The 16,580-nt window shown below is 35.3% G+C and carries 12 protein-coding genes; 5 read left to right on the plus strand and 7 right to left on the minus strand.

Annotated features, from left to right (window positions below; all coding sequences use genetic code 11):
* Positions 1 to 62: 62 nt before the first annotated feature.
* Positions 63 to 1,670, minus strand: a complete 1,608-nt coding sequence (locus H7F21_RS02310) for a S8 family peptidase (protein WP_185787618.1) — start codon at positions 1,668 to 1,670, stop codon at positions 63 to 65.
* Between the two features lie 11 nt (positions 1,671 to 1,681).
* Positions 1,682 to 2,542, minus strand: a complete 861-nt coding sequence (locus H7F21_RS02315) for an MBL fold metallo-hydrolase (RefSeq protein WP_185787619.1) — start codon at positions 2,540 to 2,542, stop codon at positions 1,682 to 1,684.
* Positions 2,543 to 2,740: 198 nt separating this feature from the next.
* Between H7F21_RS02315 and H7F21_RS02320 the strand changes: the two genes are divergently transcribed.
* Together H7F21_RS02320 and H7F21_RS02325 are read left to right on the plus strand one after the other, a co-directional pair.
* Positions 2,741 to 3,058, plus strand: a complete 318-nt coding sequence (locus H7F21_RS02320) for a DUF202 domain-containing protein (protein WP_185788533.1) — start codon at positions 2,741 to 2,743, stop codon at positions 3,056 to 3,058.
* Between the two features lie 76 nt (positions 3,059 to 3,134).
* Positions 3,135 to 4,982, plus strand: coding sequence for a cation:proton antiporter (locus H7F21_RS02325; RefSeq protein WP_185787620.1), 1,848 nt, complete (start codon positions 3,135 to 3,137; stop codon positions 4,980 to 4,982).
* Positions 4,983 to 5,051: 69 nt separating this feature from the next.
* On the opposite strand, the gene H7F21_RS02330 is transcribed toward H7F21_RS02325, so the two are convergent.
* From H7F21_RS02330 to lepA, 3 genes are all read right to left on the minus strand, one after another.
* Positions 5,052 to 7,469: a T9SS type A sorting domain-containing protein gene (locus H7F21_RS02330; protein WP_185787621.1), complete on the minus strand. Its 2,418-nt coding sequence runs from the start codon at positions 7,467 to 7,469 to the stop codon at positions 5,052 to 5,054.
* Between the two features lie 110 nt (positions 7,470 to 7,579).
* Entirely contained in the window at positions 7,580 to 9,112 is a 1,533-nt protein-coding gene (locus H7F21_RS02335; protein WP_185787622.1) for a LytTR family transcriptional regulator, read from the minus strand.
* 53 nt (positions 9,113 to 9,165) lie between these two features.
* Positions 9,166 to 10,962 (minus strand): translation elongation factor 4, encoded by a 1,797-nt coding sequence (lepA, locus tag H7F21_RS02340; protein WP_185787623.1) that lies wholly within the window; start codon positions 10,960 to 10,962, stop codon positions 9,166 to 9,168.
* A 153-nt stretch (positions 10,963 to 11,115) separates the two neighbouring features.
* On the opposite strand from lepA, the gene H7F21_RS02345 reads away from it, so the two are divergent.
* A complete protein-coding gene (locus tag H7F21_RS02345) occupies positions 11,116 to 13,518 on the plus strand; it encodes a TonB-dependent receptor (protein WP_185787624.1) in 2,403 nt (800 codons plus the stop codon).
* On the opposite strand, the gene H7F21_RS02350 is transcribed toward H7F21_RS02345, so the two are convergent.
* Positions 13,515 to 14,630, minus strand: a complete 1,116-nt coding sequence (locus tag H7F21_RS02350; RefSeq protein WP_185787625.1) for a TolB family protein — start codon at positions 14,628 to 14,630, stop codon at positions 13,515 to 13,517. The two genes, H7F21_RS02345 and H7F21_RS02350, sit on opposite strands and share 4 nt — an antisense overlap.
* A 137-nt stretch (positions 14,631 to 14,767) precedes the next feature.
* On the opposite strand from H7F21_RS02350, the gene H7F21_RS02355 reads away from it, so the two are divergent.
* The gene (locus H7F21_RS02355) at positions 14,768 to 16,012 is read left to right on the plus strand and encodes a M28 family peptidase (protein ID WP_185787626.1); all 1,245 of its coding nucleotides are present in this window, start codon (positions 14,768 to 14,770) and stop codon (positions 16,010 to 16,012) included.
* 6 nt (positions 16,013 to 16,018) lie between these two features.
* Positions 16,019 to 16,411, plus strand: coding sequence for a DUF4345 domain-containing protein (locus H7F21_RS02360; RefSeq protein ID WP_185787627.1), 393 nt, complete (start codon positions 16,019 to 16,021; stop codon positions 16,409 to 16,411).
* On the opposite strand, the gene H7F21_RS02365 is transcribed toward H7F21_RS02360, so the two are convergent.
* A complete protein-coding gene (locus H7F21_RS02365; RefSeq protein ID WP_185787628.1) occupies positions 16,377 to 16,577 on the minus strand; it encodes a hypothetical protein in 201 nt (66 codons plus the stop codon). The two genes, H7F21_RS02360 and H7F21_RS02365, sit on opposite strands and share 35 nt — an antisense overlap.
* Positions 16,578 to 16,580: the final 3 nt, after the last annotated feature.

A 16,580-nucleotide genomic window follows, 5' to 3' on the forward strand; every position in this document is an offset into this window, starting at 1 on the left:
AGTTTATTTCTTGGCACTTACCAATTTTGTCAAACTAATAATTAACTAAATACCCTTATAGGTTATTTAATTTTTGATGCCATAATTAAGGCATTATAGGCGTTCGCTATTTTACCAGATTTAGATAAGTCGGCAAAAGGTTTCACATTTGAAGCATCCCCACCAACAACAACTTTCGTTGTTAACGGTAAACCAGAATCAACAATGACCTGTTTTACTTGAGCTGCCGATAAGTTAGGGTATTGCGAACGGATTAAAGCCGCAATTCCCGCAACACCAGGAGCAGCCATGGATGTACCACCCTTAAAGTCATATTCGTTTTCTGGAGTTGTAGAATATACTGCCGAACCCGGGGCAAAGACATCTACATTCTTCTTTCCGTAATTAGAAAAACCAGACACCATTTTAGAACCATATTTTTGAGTTAAAGAACCAACTCTAATGTAGGTGTCTGAAACCTCAACGAAGTTCACATTGTCATCAGGGAAATTAGGCTCAACATCCACATTATTACTATCGTTACCGGCCGCATGAACAAAAACAACATCGTTGTCTGAAGCATATTTAATGGCATCTCTCACCCATTCTGCGTGCGGAGAAAAAGATTTTCCAAAACTTCCATTAATCACTTTGGCACCATTATCCACAGCATATCGAATAGCTAAAGCAACATCCTTATCGTACTCATCCCCATTTGGGACTGTTCTTAAAGCCATAACCTCTACGTTGTTGGCAACACCATTTGCTCCCTTTCCGTTATTGCGCTCTGCCGCGATAATACCTGCAACATGCGTGCCGTGTGCCTCCGACTTTTTTACGTGTTTTACATTACCATTCCCATAACCGATATCAGATAGATCGTTGATATTGTCATTGGTTTTTCTACCAGAAAAGGTTTTGTTGAGGTTATAGTTTAATCGCTCATTTATGGATTCTAAACCATCTTTAATTTCTTTCTTAGCATCCGCCATAGATTCTATGCCATTGCTGTACATATACTGGGCAATACCCACCGCTTGTTGAACGGCTTGATCATCAGACTTTATAGCATTAACATCTTCTTTTGTATAATCTTTTTTACCAGTTGCTTTCACTAAAGTTTCATCAGCAGATACTATTTGTTGATAGATTTGGTCGTACTGTGTTTTACGACCAGTCCAGAGCTGATAATCCTCATCGTATTTAGCTTGCGCTTCAGCATATCTTGGCGCCGAAGTGTTACCAGACGCTAATAACCGTACATACTCTAGTTGTTCATCATAAGCCTCTCCCAAAAAATTCCATCCGTGAATGTCATCCACATAACCATTTTTATCATCATCTTTTCCATTATTTGGAATCTCATCTTTGTTGGTCCAGATGACATCATCTAAGTCTTCGTGATCTATATCAATACCAGAATCTATTACCGCTACAATAATTTTTTTACCTTTTTTGTTCTTTATGAGTTCTTCGTAGGCTCTATCTACAGCCATACCTGGAACGGTGTCTTTTTCAAGATCTAGATGCCCCCAATTTTTCTTTTCATCCTCTGTTAATTCAGTAACCTTTAGGGGAGAGGTGTCAATATTCTCAATAGGTGTAGAAAGTATGTCTGCCGCCCCACCACAACCCACAAAAAGTGAAGTTGCTAAACTCAGACCAACGATCAATCGGTAAGTCATTTTCATATAAGTACTATTTAATTAAAGATTGTTTTACAAGTGTGGATTTCATCTAGCCGTACACCTTTCTCTGTATGCTTTACAGTTATGATTTCATTGTGAGCATCATGCTCTAAAAATAGATAAAAATTTTGGTCTGCCGCCATGTTCAAGAATAATTCTTTCTCATCCAGAGTCAGTAGTGGTCTGGTATCGTAACCCATTACAAAGGGTAAAGGCAGGTGTCCAGCCGTTGGCAACAAATCTGCCATAAAGCAAATGGTTTTACCTTTGTAATTAATCATGGGAATCATTTGCTTATCAGTGTGGCCATCAGCGAAAAATATATCAAATTCCAATTCAGAATTTTTCAAAATTTTGTCATTTGGAACAGAAATAAACTTTAATTGACCACTGTCTTGCATGGGTAAAATATTTTCTTTTAAAAATGATGCTTTCTCCCTGCGGTTTGGTTCGGCTGCCCATTTCCAGTGACTAGAATTACTCCAAAAATAAGCATTCTTAAAGGCTGGTTCACAACTAGTTTTGTCCTTATTCCATTGAATGCTTCCGCCACAATGATCAAAATGAAGGTGTGTCATAAACACATCCGTAATATCATCTCTATGAAAACCATGAGACGCCAGCGATTTATCAAGAGTATCATCCCCCCAAAGAAAATAATAACCATAAAACTTATCACTTTGTTTATTGCCCATACCAGTATCAATTAAAATCAAACGATTTTCATCTTCAATTAACAAACAGCGTGCCGCGATGTCAATCATATTATTACTATCCGCAGGATTTGTGCGAGTCCATAATGATTTTGGTACGACACCAAACATAGCACCGCCATCAAGCTTAAAGTTACCAGCATTTATAGGGTATAATTGCATTTTAAAACACAAAATTTAAATGAACTGCAAATTACTAAAAGTGTTAAGAATATTGGGCTATGCGTCTGAATACTTAGGGGATTTTTAACAGTTTATAAACACCAGTTACCTTATTGCTTTTTAAAAATAAGTACATTTATGCGACAAAATAGCCCGTAAACGATTAAAAAATTAAAAAACCCAGTAAAAATGAAGAAGATGAAATTGTTGCAATTTGGACGGGATTTTGATCCAGACCAACAGGTAATCTTAAGAGACTATCTTGCCATTGAGCGTACGCGTTTGGCCAATGAGCGCACCTTATTGTCTTACGTAAGGTCGTCGTTGTATTTGCTATTGGGTAGCATTGCTTTTTTTCAGCTTAAGGAGTTTACAAACTTCAAATACCTAGCATTAACTGCCTTAGTCTTTAGCGTTATATTTTTCATAATCGGGGTGTATCGGTTTACACTTTTAAAGCGAAGCTTAAAAAAATTATATTACAAGGCTGAAGAGAAAGAATACGAAAAGAGTTAAAATCTAATAATTCAAAAACGCCACGGGTGAATCCTCAAATAGTATTTATTTAGTATTTTCACCAAAAACAAGATTAATGTTAGAGTTAGCAGGAATAATTATACTTGGTATTTTGGCACAATGGGTGGCATGGAAGTTTAAAATTCCAGCGATTTTACCATTAATATTAATCGGACTATTAGTTGGACCGATTGCCGCAGAATTTTTGAGCGATGACGGGACCAAGTGGATAGAGCCCATTTGGAACGATGTGCAAAAAAAGGGGCTTTTCCCAGGTGAAAGTTTGTACTATTTTGTTTCTCTTGCCATTAGTATTATTCTATTTGAAGGTGGATTAACCTTAAAGCGTGCTGAAATTAAAAATGTTGGCCCAGTAATTACAAAACTTATAACATTAGGATCTGCAGTAACCTTTTTTGGCGCAGGTATTGTTGCTCATTTTATATTTAATCTAAGTTGGGATTTATCATTTTTGTTTGCTGGTCTTATTATCGTTACAGGACCAACAGTTATAACGCCAATATTGAGGAATATTCCATTAAAAAAAGATGTCTCTGCCGTTCTAAAGTGGGAGGGTATCCTTATCGATCCCATAGGGGCATTAGTCGCTGTATTGGTGTTTGAATTTATTAGCGTAGAAGGCGATAGTGGATTTACTAAGACCGCATTAATTGAGTTTGGTAAGATTGTTCTATTTGGAACCACCTTTGGCTTCACATTTGCGCATGCGCTCGCTTTTGCTATTAACAAAAAATTAATTCCACATTACTTACTAAATGTCGTGTCATTGTCGGTTGTGCTTTTGGTTTTTGTTGAGTCTGAAATTTTTGCTCATGAGTCTGGTTTATTAGCAGTTGTAGTTATGGGAATGGTTCTTGGAAACAGCAAGCTTGAGAATCTTAAAGAGCTATTATATTTCAAGGAGTCGCTAAGTGTTTTACTTATATCCATTCTCTTTATTCTTCTGGCAGCAAATATTAATATTGAAGATCTAGAGTTATTGTATACTTGGAAAACAGCAGTGCTTTTTGCCATAGTAGTTTTTATTATAAGGCCTTTGGCTGTTTTCTTAAGTACACAAGGGTCAAAATTGAAGTTCAACGAAAAGCTTTTTATTAGTTGGGTTGGCCCAAGAGGTATTGTTGCGGCAGGTATTGCCTCACTGTTTGGAAGCAAGCTCCTGAAACAAGGCGTAGAGGGTGCAGAATATATAACACCATTGGTATTCATGATCGTACTGGGCACTGTTCTTTTAAATGCGACTACCGCAAGGTTATTTGCAAAAATAGTAGGTGTGTTTTTAACCAAATCTAGTGGTATTTTAATCATTGGTGCTTCAAAAGTTTCACGATTGCTGGCCCACTATCTTGAAACAAATGGCAGACATGTGGTTTTGGTAGATAGTAATCAAAACAATATAAATAAGGCAAAAGAATTAGGGTTAGAAGCGTTTGATACCAATATCTATTCAGAAACGCTTACTGACAACATAGAACTAAATGATGTAGGTTACCTAATGGCTTTAACTGGCAACACTGACATTAACAAATATGCGATCAACAAGTTTGGGAAACAGTTTGGGGAAAATGGTTCTTTTAGACTGGTTTCTTCAGAAGAAATGCTAGATGAAAATAACAACCCTCAAGAAGGACTGTTTTCTCATACAGATGACTTTAACTCACTAATAGAAGTAGCTAAGAAATATCCATCTATACAAGAGGCAGATATTAACAATAATGAAGATTATAAAAGACTTATCAGTATTTCCAACAATGAAAAAGACATTATTCCCCTGTTTATAAAGGATGTTGATGATGAACTTGAAATTATATCGTCTTATAACACGGAAATTGATACGATTAAAGAGGGTTCTAGGCTCGTATACTTAGGAAAGCCTTTTGATATAGAAAAGACCATTAAATAAAAGGCTCTAATAATTATTAGAGCCCCTCTAAAGACAAACTAAAGTTAATCATTTGTATTGTTTTAGTTCTTACCTTTTTATTAATTTTTGGGTTAAAGTCCTACCACTAAAATCAATTACTTCAAGAATGTAGATGCCATCTAATAAACTTTCAACCGAGAAAGTGTTTGATTGTTTTACTAACACGAGTTTACCGCTGATATCAAATAATTTAATAGATTCAATATCAATAGAGCTCTTGATATGAACAATATTTTTAGCTGGATTGGGATACACCTTTGTTTTAAGCCCTTCCTCTTCATCAGAAATTCCTAAGGTTATTTCTGATACGGTTAAAATTAACTCATCATTGTTATTACAAGCAAAATCAAACTCATAATCAAAGCCATCAAAGGTAGCTGCAACTGTTGTTGGCAAATTACAAGTATTAATAGTTCCCGATACTGTAGTTACAACGAATTCGTCATTTAAGTCAGGATTAAAACCAAGAGTAATTTGAATATCACCATTTAAATCAGCATTACCATTTATGGCTAATAAATCGTACTCAGAACCCTGTATTGATCCGTTTAACTCAATATTTAATATTGATGATACGGTCGTAGAATAATCGCCTAAAACAGTTAAAACGCCAGGAGATAAACCCGGAGAAAAAGTACCATTGTTTATAAAGTCTCCAGGACTATTAGGTAAATCTATAGTTCCAGCTCCCCTAATAATTCCTGAAGTTTCATTTACAAGTGTATTCGTGAAATCTATTTCAGCCGTAGTGACTTCAATGATACCAAAATTGCTTAAAGGTGCATTTATAACTGTAATATTAGCAGGTAAACTTGCGATGAGGAGCCCAGAATTAATAAACGTATGTGGTGCATTATTAACAGTGCCAAATGATGAGCCAAATGTATCTATATCAATTGTGCCGGTGACACTGTTGTTTAGTGTAGAGTTAGTGCCAATTCTAATAAAACCAGAACTTTTAATTTCTGCATTATTAATAAGTGTTGCTGCTCCATCAACTCTTTTGTCACCTCCACTATTAAGGATGTTAATGGTATGCTCATTAGTAAGTATTCCGCCACCAGTTAAACTACTTGCTGTCCAATCAACGCTTCCATTACCAGCAAAATTAAAACTAGCAGTTGTGGGTACCAATAAATCACCTTGCCAAGCCAAGTTACCACCTAAATTACCAGTTAATGTTCCAGCTATAGTGATTGGTTGTGTCCATTGTAAAGTAGCACTTGCAGCAATGTTATAAACACCATCAGTAAGCGTAGTGTTAGCATTAGATAACCATAATATGCCGTTATCAACTTGTATTGTACCATTATTGTTATTTAACTGTGCGCTAAATATAGATTGATCTGCCTGGCTTTGAAACGACACTTTTATTAAACCTATATTGTTTAGAATATTAGGAGATCCTCCTAAAAATGTTATACCAGCCCCATCTGACTGTATATCAATTTCACCCGAAGCGTTATTATTTAGAATAGAGTTAGTACCTATAGCAATTCCTGGCCCGCTTGTAAGTTGTATAACACCTTCGTTTTCTATTATGGTATTTCCGGATATCTGTAAAGCTGAGCCGCCTATCTGGTTGATGGTTGTGAGATTTGTAAGCGAACCGCCACCCTCTAAATTACCTGTGCAATTTATAATTTCGTTACCTCCAAAATCTAATACAGCTGTTGTTGGCACTATTAAATCATCATTCCAGTTTAAGTCTCCAAAAACATTACCAAAAAGAACACCTAATACAGTCATTGGACTATTTAAATTCAATGTGGCGCCTGCTAAAACATTAAATTCGGCACCCATAATATTCATAACTGTATTGTTTATGTTTAAAGTGCCAGTATCAATTTGAAAAATTCCATCTTGATTAATAATATCACACGCCATAAATGCTTGATGAGATGGATCGGAAAAGGATGTTTTTATAGTACCTTGATTGATTAAATCGCCGGAGGTCGCACCAAACATTCCACCATTACTTACAAAATTAATAATACCAGTTCCAGAATTGTTGAGCACACTATCTGAGCTTATAAGAATATTCCCGCCAACCATATTAATTGTCCCCGGATTGTTTAATACCGAAGATCCGGAGATATCAAATGAAACAAAAGACATGTTTATAGTACCACTGTTTAGCAAAATTCCACCACCAGATAAGTCACCTGATGACCAATTGACTACGACATTATCTTCAAACTCAGATGGATTTGCTATAACTAAAGATGAGGTTACGTTTAAAACAGAATTTCCTTGTACTTCAATAGACAAAACATTTGCAGGTGTATCTATTGTAACCACAAAACCTGATGGGATTAGAACATCGTCTGAGGGCAGTGGAACAGTTCCCGACCAGTTATTCTCGTCAGACCATTTGTCGTCTATCATTCCTGTCCAGACATTTAACTGTGCAAACATGTTAATAGAAATAAATAAAGATAAAAGTAATGGTAGTTTTGATTTCATTGAAAAAAGAATTTAATTAATAGTTTCAATGAAATTACAGTCTAAACGAATGCGTTAGCCTAAAATGTGATAACTAACACAAAAAACAACATGTTTAACAAGCATATAAATTATGTAAGGTTGCTTTTAAACGTTCTGGACAAAGGAATGTGTATATCAGGTTGTAGAATCACATTAGACCTACTGATAGAGGAGACATAGTTTTTATTGATAATATATGAGCGATGTACTTTTACAAAATTAGGCGGAAGTTCTTCTAAAATATCTTTTATTTTATTACGATCTATTATTCTTTTCTTGTCCGTAACAAACTCTAAATAATTACCGTCAGATTTAATGTATTTTAACTCTTTTAGATAGACCTTGGTTTTATTGTTGAGTATTACCGCGATTTCCTCAACCTTCATAGCAATATGTTCTTTTTCTAATTCTATTTCTTTAACGCGCTCCTGAGATTTTAGGAAACGCCTCCCAAGCCAAGCAGCAATTATAGAAGTAACTAATGCAACTAGAGACCATCTCCACCTCAGATTTTCTTGCTTATAAATCTCTAATTCATTTTTCTGATTTTCTTGTTGAAGCTTTATAATTTTATTTGCCTGTTTTTGGCTTTCAAATTTAGCTGTAATTTCCGCTATTCGCTCATTTTGCTTAAATTCAGCTATAGAATCGCTAATAAACTTGTAATTATTAGAATATAGTAGGGCTTTCTTATAGTCTTGTTTAGACTCATATGATTTTGATAAAAAGTATTCTATTTCCGCTAATTGAGTTCTTTTTTTATTTTCCTTTTTAGCCTTATTTAAGTTTAGAATTGCGTTTTCAGCATTGTTAATATTATAATAGCATTGCCCTAGTAAAAAATAGGTTTTATCTATATTAGTTAAAAAATTAAGCCTCTTTTTTATTTCTATAGAGCGTTTAAAATACCCTATGGCTTCAGAGTATCGTTTTTCTCCCATTAATGACTGCCCAAGATTATAAAGTACAATAGATTTTAACTTATCATTCTCTCCTTTTTCAAGCTCTTTAAGCATTTTTAATGATTCATCTGTTTTTTCAGAGGATGGCATTCCTCTACCGGTAGAATCTACCTCATGCTTTTTATTAGTATTGCCGCTAACTTCTAGTGAAGCATCAAAAAAATAATCTGCGAGCTTTAGTTTATCTAATTTTTCATAAATCACACCAATTTGCAAATAAGATTTAGCAAGACCTTTTTTATTATTTGCTGTTTTGTAGAAATCTAAACTATAGAAATAATACTCTAGAGCTTTACCAAACTGCTCACTTATATCAAAGATTGCTGCCTGATTATAATACGTGTTTCCTTTAAGAACACTATTTAACTTGTCTTGATTATCAAAGTTGAAACGCAATAGTAATTGCGCCTCTTCTATTTTATCAATAGAGATAAGGAAGAATGAATAATAATAACCTGTTGATCCAATAAGAAAAGTATCCTTTTCTTTCTTTGCAAGATCATATGCTTTTTTGGAATAATAAATGGCGCTATCTTGATTTTTAGCGCCACTCTTTATTGCCCTTTGAATCAAGGAGTCTATTTCTGGGCTATCTATTTGGGTATATCCTATAAAAGAAAATAACAAGAAAACGAAAAAAATATAGCCACTATTTTTCATACGGTAAAGTACAAAAAATATAAAAATTCAAGGTTAAATAGAGATTTATGTATTTAATCGTTCAATTTAAGAACAGCCATAAACGCTTGTTGAGGTATCTCTACATTACCCACTTGACGCATACGCTTTTTACCCTTTTTCTGCTTTTCAAGCAGTTTACGTTTACGAGAAATATCACCACCATAACATTTTGCAGTGACATCTTTTCGAAGCGCTTTTACGGTCTCTCTTGATATAATTTTTGCACCAATTGCGGCTTGGATAGGAATATCAAACTGTTGTCTCGGAATTAATTCTTTCAGTTTTTCGCACATTTTTTTACCAATATGTTGTGCGTTATCTGCATGAATTAAAGCCGAAAGCGCATCCACAGGTTGCGCGTTTAGCAATACGTCTAATCTCACCAATTTTGACACCTTCATCCCGATTGGAGAATAATCAAACGAGGCATAACCTTTAGATACTGTTTTTAGACGATCATAAAAATCAAACACTATTTCTGCTAATGGCATTTCAAAAATCAATTCAACACGTTCAGTTGTTAAATAGGTCTGATTAATTATCATACCGCGTTTTTCTATACATAAGCTCATAACATTACCAACAAAATCAGACTTAGTAATGATTGTAGCCTTAATATAAGGTTCTTCAACACGATTTATCGTTGATGGATCAGGTAAATCACTTGGGTTATTCACGATAAGAGGAACATCAGGCGCTTTATTTGTATACGCATAATAAGATACATTTGGGACAGTCGTAATAACTGTCATATCAAACTCACGCTCTAAACGCTCTTGGATGATTTCCATGTGGAGCATTCCTAAAAACCCACAACGAAATCCAAAGCCTAAAGCGGCTGAACTTTCCGGTTGGAAGACAAGTGATGCGTCATTTAGTTGAAGCTTTTCCATGGAAGCCCGAAGCTCCTCGTAGTCTTCAGTATCCACAGGATAAATACCGGCAAAAACCATAGGTTTTACATCTTCGAATCCAGCAACAATATTTGTTGTTGGATTGGCAAAATCAGTAATAGTGTCACCAACCTTAACTTCTTTGGCGGTTTTTATACCCGTTATTAAGTAGCCAACATCACCAGCTTTTACACTTTTCTTAGGAACTTGACTAAGCTTTAACGTACCGACTTCATCAGCAAAATATTCCTTACCAGTGGCAATGAATTTAATCTTTTGCCCCTTTTTGATTTCACCATTAAATACCCTAAAGTAGGTTTCAACACCTCTAAACGTATTATAAACAGAATCAAAGATTAACGCTTGTAATGGCTCATCAACGTTTCCGGTAGGCGCTGGAATCCGCTCAATAATGGCCTTTAAGATATTATCAACCCCAAAACCTGTTTTTCCACTAGCATGAATGACTTCTTCCGGATCACAACCCAATAAATCGACAATATCGTCTGTAACCTCTTCTGGATTGGCACTAGGTAAATCAACTTTATTAAGGATAGGAATAATCTCCAAATCATTCTCTAAGGCGAGATATAAATTAGAAATGGTTTGTGCCTGAATGCTCTGTGCAGCATCAACGATAAGAAGCGCTCCCTCACAAGCCGCAATAGATCGAGACACTTCATATGAAAAATCCACATGACCAGGAGTGTCGATTAGATTCAATACATAATCTCGTCCATCAAAAGAGTATTCCATTTGAATGGCGTGGGATTTTATGGTGATGCCACGTTCTCGCTCCAGATCCATATTATCCAAAAGCTGATCTTGTTTCTCACGTGCCGTGACCGAACCCGTAAAGTCAAGTAATCTATCGGCAAGTGTGCTCTTTCCGTGGTCTATATGTGCAATGATGCAAAAATTGCGAATATTCTTCATTTCTCTTTTTCTAAGGGCAACATTAAGTTTGCAAATATAATTGATTTCTTATGCTTTACACTAGCTAAAACGAGATTAAAGAGGCTTTCAATTATGGAAAAACCATAACGCTAAGTGAAAAAACATCTTTATATTGCAGTACAAACCTAACTAATGATTGCTCGCCTACGATTTTTTTTTAGCACAATTTTTATTGTGCTATCTCTTAATGCTTTTGCGCAGGATTTTTCTATTTCGGGAAAAGTTGTTGATGCCAATGGTAGTCCCATTGAATTTGCCAACATCATTCTTTCAGCAGAAAATGAGGAGAGTTTCTTTAAAGGGACCTCGACTGATGACGAAGGTTTTTTTAAGATAGATAATTTAGTCGACACAACTTATTTTGTTAGAATTAGTTTTATTGGCTTTGAGGATTTTGAGCAAAAAATCATACTCAAAGGCAACCTAAATTTAAAAATTATCCAGCTAGACGAAACCTCTGAAAATCTAGACGAAGTCACAGTAATTGGCAAAAAACCCACTATAACAAGAAAACCGGATCGCTTAATTTTTAACGTTGAAAACACCGCCTTAATAGAAGGCTCTACTTTAGGTGTTTTAAAGAGCACTCCAGGTGTCATTGTGAGTGAAAGCGGAATAAATATTAAGAGTGCACCAGCTGTTGTTTATATAAATAATCGAAAAGTACAATTAACAACAGATGAGCTTATTCAATTATTAGAAAACTCACCAGCAAATAGCATAAAATCTATTGAAGTCATTACCAACCCTCCTGCGAGCTATGACGCAGATAGCGGCTCGGTAGTTAATATCATTATGTCCAAAAATCTTATTACCGGCTATCGTGGAAATATTTCAACTAATTATACTCAAGGTGTATTTCCCAGATATAATGCTGCCACCAGCCACTTTTTTAAGAACAATAAAATTAACCTAAATGTAAATTATAGCTACACGAATCAAAAATTAAATAGGGATGAAGATGATAGAGTGAATTTTCTTGATGACTTGAATGCTGTCGATCAAATATGGAAATCTCAAACCAATAGAAACACTTGGTCAGAAACACATAATCTTAATCTTAACTTTGATTATAATATCGACGATAGAAATACCTTAAGCCTCACAAGTACGGCACTTTACATGCCATATTTTAAATATCAAATAAAGAATAGGACAAACATTTTTGATGAGAATGGCGACTTTGAATCCAGCTTTACGGCAGATAATTTATCAAGAGATAATAAATATAATATTGGCACGGACTTAATATTCAGACATGATTTTGATAATAACGCAAACCTAACTTTTAATGGGCATTTTACCCTGTATGATTATGAGCGCGATCAGAAAGTGTTTCAAGATGAATTGAACGATGACGATTCAGAATTTAACACGTTGGCAAATCAAGACACACAAATTATTACTGGAAAGGTGGATTATAATTTACCAATTGATGATAGCTCAATTTTTGATGCTGGATTAAAGTATTCTAATGTTAATACAGATAGTGATATTACACGAACAGATATTGTTAATGGCGCAGAAGTTTTAAATACCGATAATACAGACGCATTTAAATATGATGAAAAGGTTTTTGCTGCTTACGCTAATTACAGCAAAACCTGGGACAAGTGGGATTTAAATCTTGGACTTCGTACCGAGCAAACCAATATAAAAGGGGAGTCGCTAATTTTGAATGAAACCAATGCACAAGACTACCTCAATTTATTTCCAACGGTGAGTATTGCGCATCAAATTTCAGATAATGTCAGTTTCAATGGAAACTATAAACGGAGTATTAGAAGGCCAAGCTATACCAACCTGAATCCATTCACTTTGTTTTTAAACGAAAACACAGTAGTTCTAGGAAATCCAAATCTTGTTCCAACCTATGTCGACTATTACAAGTTGGGCGTAGATTTTTTAAAATACTTTTCATTTGAGGCTTATTATATGAATTACGATGGCGACATTGTTGAATTGCCAAGACAAGATAACGAGACCAATATTGTGGCCTGGACTCCCACCAATTTAGATAAAAAAGTTGATTATGGCTTTGACTTTTTAGTCAATTATTATCCATCAACAAAGTTTGGTCTTTATGCTGCTATTTCTGTCTTTAATGTAACGGAAGAGGCTAATTTTGGCGAAGGATTCGTTGAGCTAAGTCAATGGTCCCAGCTATTCATTTTATCACCAAATATGTCTTTATTAAAGGATAATAGCCTAAATATTAATGCTTCGTTTTGGTGGATGAACAAAAACTTACAAAATTTACAGACGGTACAAAACCTTTTAATATCAAGTGTAAGCGTTTCAAAATCGATACTGAATAAAAAAGGAGTGATATCCTTAATAGTAGAAGATTTATTTAATAAACAGGATTTTGATAAATCCGTGATGTATTTAAACCAATCGAGTAGAAATTTTACAGATAGCGATAATAGATTCATAAAACTAGGCTTCCGTTATAACTTTGGAAACACGAACCTTAATACCAATGAACGGACCACTAGTGCTGAAGAGAGAGAAAGACTAAAGGACTTAAACTAATCTTGCCACTCAGCAATAAATAAGTTGGTGTCTCTACCGCCCCCATTGTTACGGTTAGACGAGAATGCCAAGTATTTCCCATCATTTGAAAATACAGGAAAGGCATCAAAAGTCTCACCATGAGTAACTCTAGTTAAGTTCTTTCCATCGATATCAATGAGGTATAAATTGAAAGGAAAACCGCGCTCGGCTTCGAAATTAGAGGAGAATAAGATTTTCTCTCCAGAAGGGTGGAAAAACGGACTCCAATTGGCATTACCTAAATCTGTAAGTTGTCTTAAATCCGATCCGTCGGCATTACAAATGTAAAGCTCCATTTCGGTAGGTTCTACTAAGCCTTCAGCTAATAAATCTTTATATTCTTTTATTTCTTGTTCAGTTTTAGGACGAGAAGAGCGGAATATCAATTTTGTGCCGTCTGGTGAAAAGAACGCGCCACCATCATAACCTAGCTCGTTGGTGATTTGTTTTATGTCCGTACCGTCAATATTCATGGTATATAATTCTAAATCACCGCTTCGTGTTGAGGTAAATACAATCTTGTCGCCTTTTGGAGACACTGTCGGTTCTGCATCGTACCCTACCTCATTAGTCAATTGCTTTACAATATTCCCCTCTAAATCTGCTACGAAGATGTCGTAACTATCATAGATTGGCCAAATGTATTTACCATTTTTACGCAACGGCGTTTCTGGGCACTCGTCTTGCTTCAAATGTGTAGAGGCATAGATGATATGCTTATTGTCTGGCAAAAAGTAAGCACAGGTGGTTCTACCTTTTCCAGTACTTATCATTGGTGGGGCCACACTATCTGTAAAAGTTTCATTGGCATTCATTAAGAACATTTGATCACATCCAACATCCCATTTTGCATTATTGGATTGAAACACCAATTGCTTATCATCAAAACTCCAATAAGCTTCGGCGTTGTCTCCACCAAAAGTGACTTGCTTTATGGACTTAAAGTTTTTTTCTTCAGGATAAATCAATGGATCTTTTGTTTGAATAGAATCCACAGTTGTTTCTGAAGTTGCTTCTTTTGACTTTGCACTTTCATTTTTACAGGACGAAAAGGAGATTAATAAAACAAGAATTACAGCGAGGTTCTTCATGATAAAGGTTATAATAAATGGGTTTTAATGCCTAATTTTGCGCAAAAATAAGACTTAAAGATGAATTGAGCCGTGTTCCAATCTCAACTTTAACGGCAAATTACATTTCATCAGATGAATTAAATAGATATTCCGAAATGAAAAAATTAGTGTTATTAGTTCTTTTAGTGATTATAACTTCGTGCAAGAACAAACCCAAAGTTGCTGAAGATAGGATAAGAGAAGACGTTACCTTTTTGGCAGATGACAAGTTAGAAGGTCGCCAAACAGGTACTGAGGGCGAAGTTAAAGCGTCAGAATACCTTGTAAAACGTTTCAATGAGATGGGACTAGAGCCCAAAGGAACGGAAGACTACTTGCAATCATTTTCATTCAAACCCAAAACAGACCCACACAAAGAAGTAGAGTTTACTACTAATGCCGATAGTACTATTACGGGAAACAATGTCATTGCCTATTTAGATAACAACGCTAAAACCACTATAGTCATTGGCGCACACTACGATCATTTGGGTTATGGAGGAGAGGGTTCTTTGTATCGCGAAAAAGATAAAGCCATACACAATGGCGCGGACGACAATGCTAGCGGCGTGGCAGTACTTTTGAATCTGGCTCACCGTTTAAAAATAAAAAATGAACAAGCAGAAATAAAGGATAAAAACAATTACTTATTTATGGCGTTTTCTGGCGAGGAAATGGGTTTATTGGGCTCAAATTACTTTTCTAAAAACCCAACAATCGATGTGGAATCCATCAACTATATGATAAATATGGATATGGTCGGACGCATGAAAACCGATAGCACTTTGGCCGTTTACGGTACAGGGACATCTCCGATTTTTAAGCAAACCTTAAAATCCAATAACGAAAAATTTAAACTTATAGAAAACGAAAGTGGTGTTGGCCCAAGTGACCATACGTCGTTTTATCTCATTGATATACCAGTCTTGCATTTTTTTACAGGACAACATGAGGATTACCACAAACCTGGTGATGATTCAGAAAAGTTAAATTATGATGGTATGAAACTCATTTCTGATTATATCTATGATATTATTTCAGATCTAGATGATAATGGCGAATTAGCGTTTAGGAAAACCAAGAACGAAAGCGAAGAGACACCAAGGTTCAAGGTTGGTTTAGGTGTTGTTCCGGATTATTTATATGATGGGAAAGGCATGCGAATTGACGGCACTCGTGAAGAGACACCAGCCTTTAATGCAGGTCTAAAAAAGGGAGATATTGTTGTAAAGTTGGGAGATAGTACAGTTACGGATATGATGAGTTATATGCGTGCATTATCTGTTTTTGATAAAGGTGATGAAGCCAGTGTAATTGTTATGCGCGGTGAAGAAACTATAGAAACCAAGGTGAAATTCTAATAATAAATGCTCAAAACCAAGGAAGATATTATCACCAAGATACATTTAATTATTTCTGTGGCAATTGTGATCCCAACGTCAGTTATTTATGGATTCAACCCGAGCTCTAGGTTCGACATTCATCTAAATACCATTGATGAGTTGAATCAATTTAAAGCCATTATGGGACTCTATTTAGGCTTTTCTATTCTTTGGATTTTAGGAATATTTAGGGCTAATTTTTTAAAACTAGCCTTGATGAGTAATATCGTATTTATGCTTGGATTGGGTCTTGGAAGGTTGGTCAGCCTATGCATTGATGGCACACCAACCTTTGCTTACCAATTTGGAACTATTGCCGAATTATGTCTTGGACTTTATGGATTTATAGCATTAAGGCACCACAAATACCCAAACTAATAATTAAGTAAACTGCCGCCAGTATGAATAAAACCTTGGCAGCTTTTTTATTTTTTTTAAGTACGGCTAACCCTATTATAGTCAATAATATTGCAGGTCCAAACATTACGGCAACTATTAAAATTATTAACCCATCTAAATTTCCTGGTTCTAAAAGTAAAGTCATAAT

Origin of the sequence: Winogradskyella flava (assembly GCF_014243395.1) — a bacterium.
Taxonomy (GTDB): Bacteria; Bacteroidota; Bacteroidia; order Flavobacteriales; family Flavobacteriaceae; genus Winogradskyella; species Winogradskyella flava.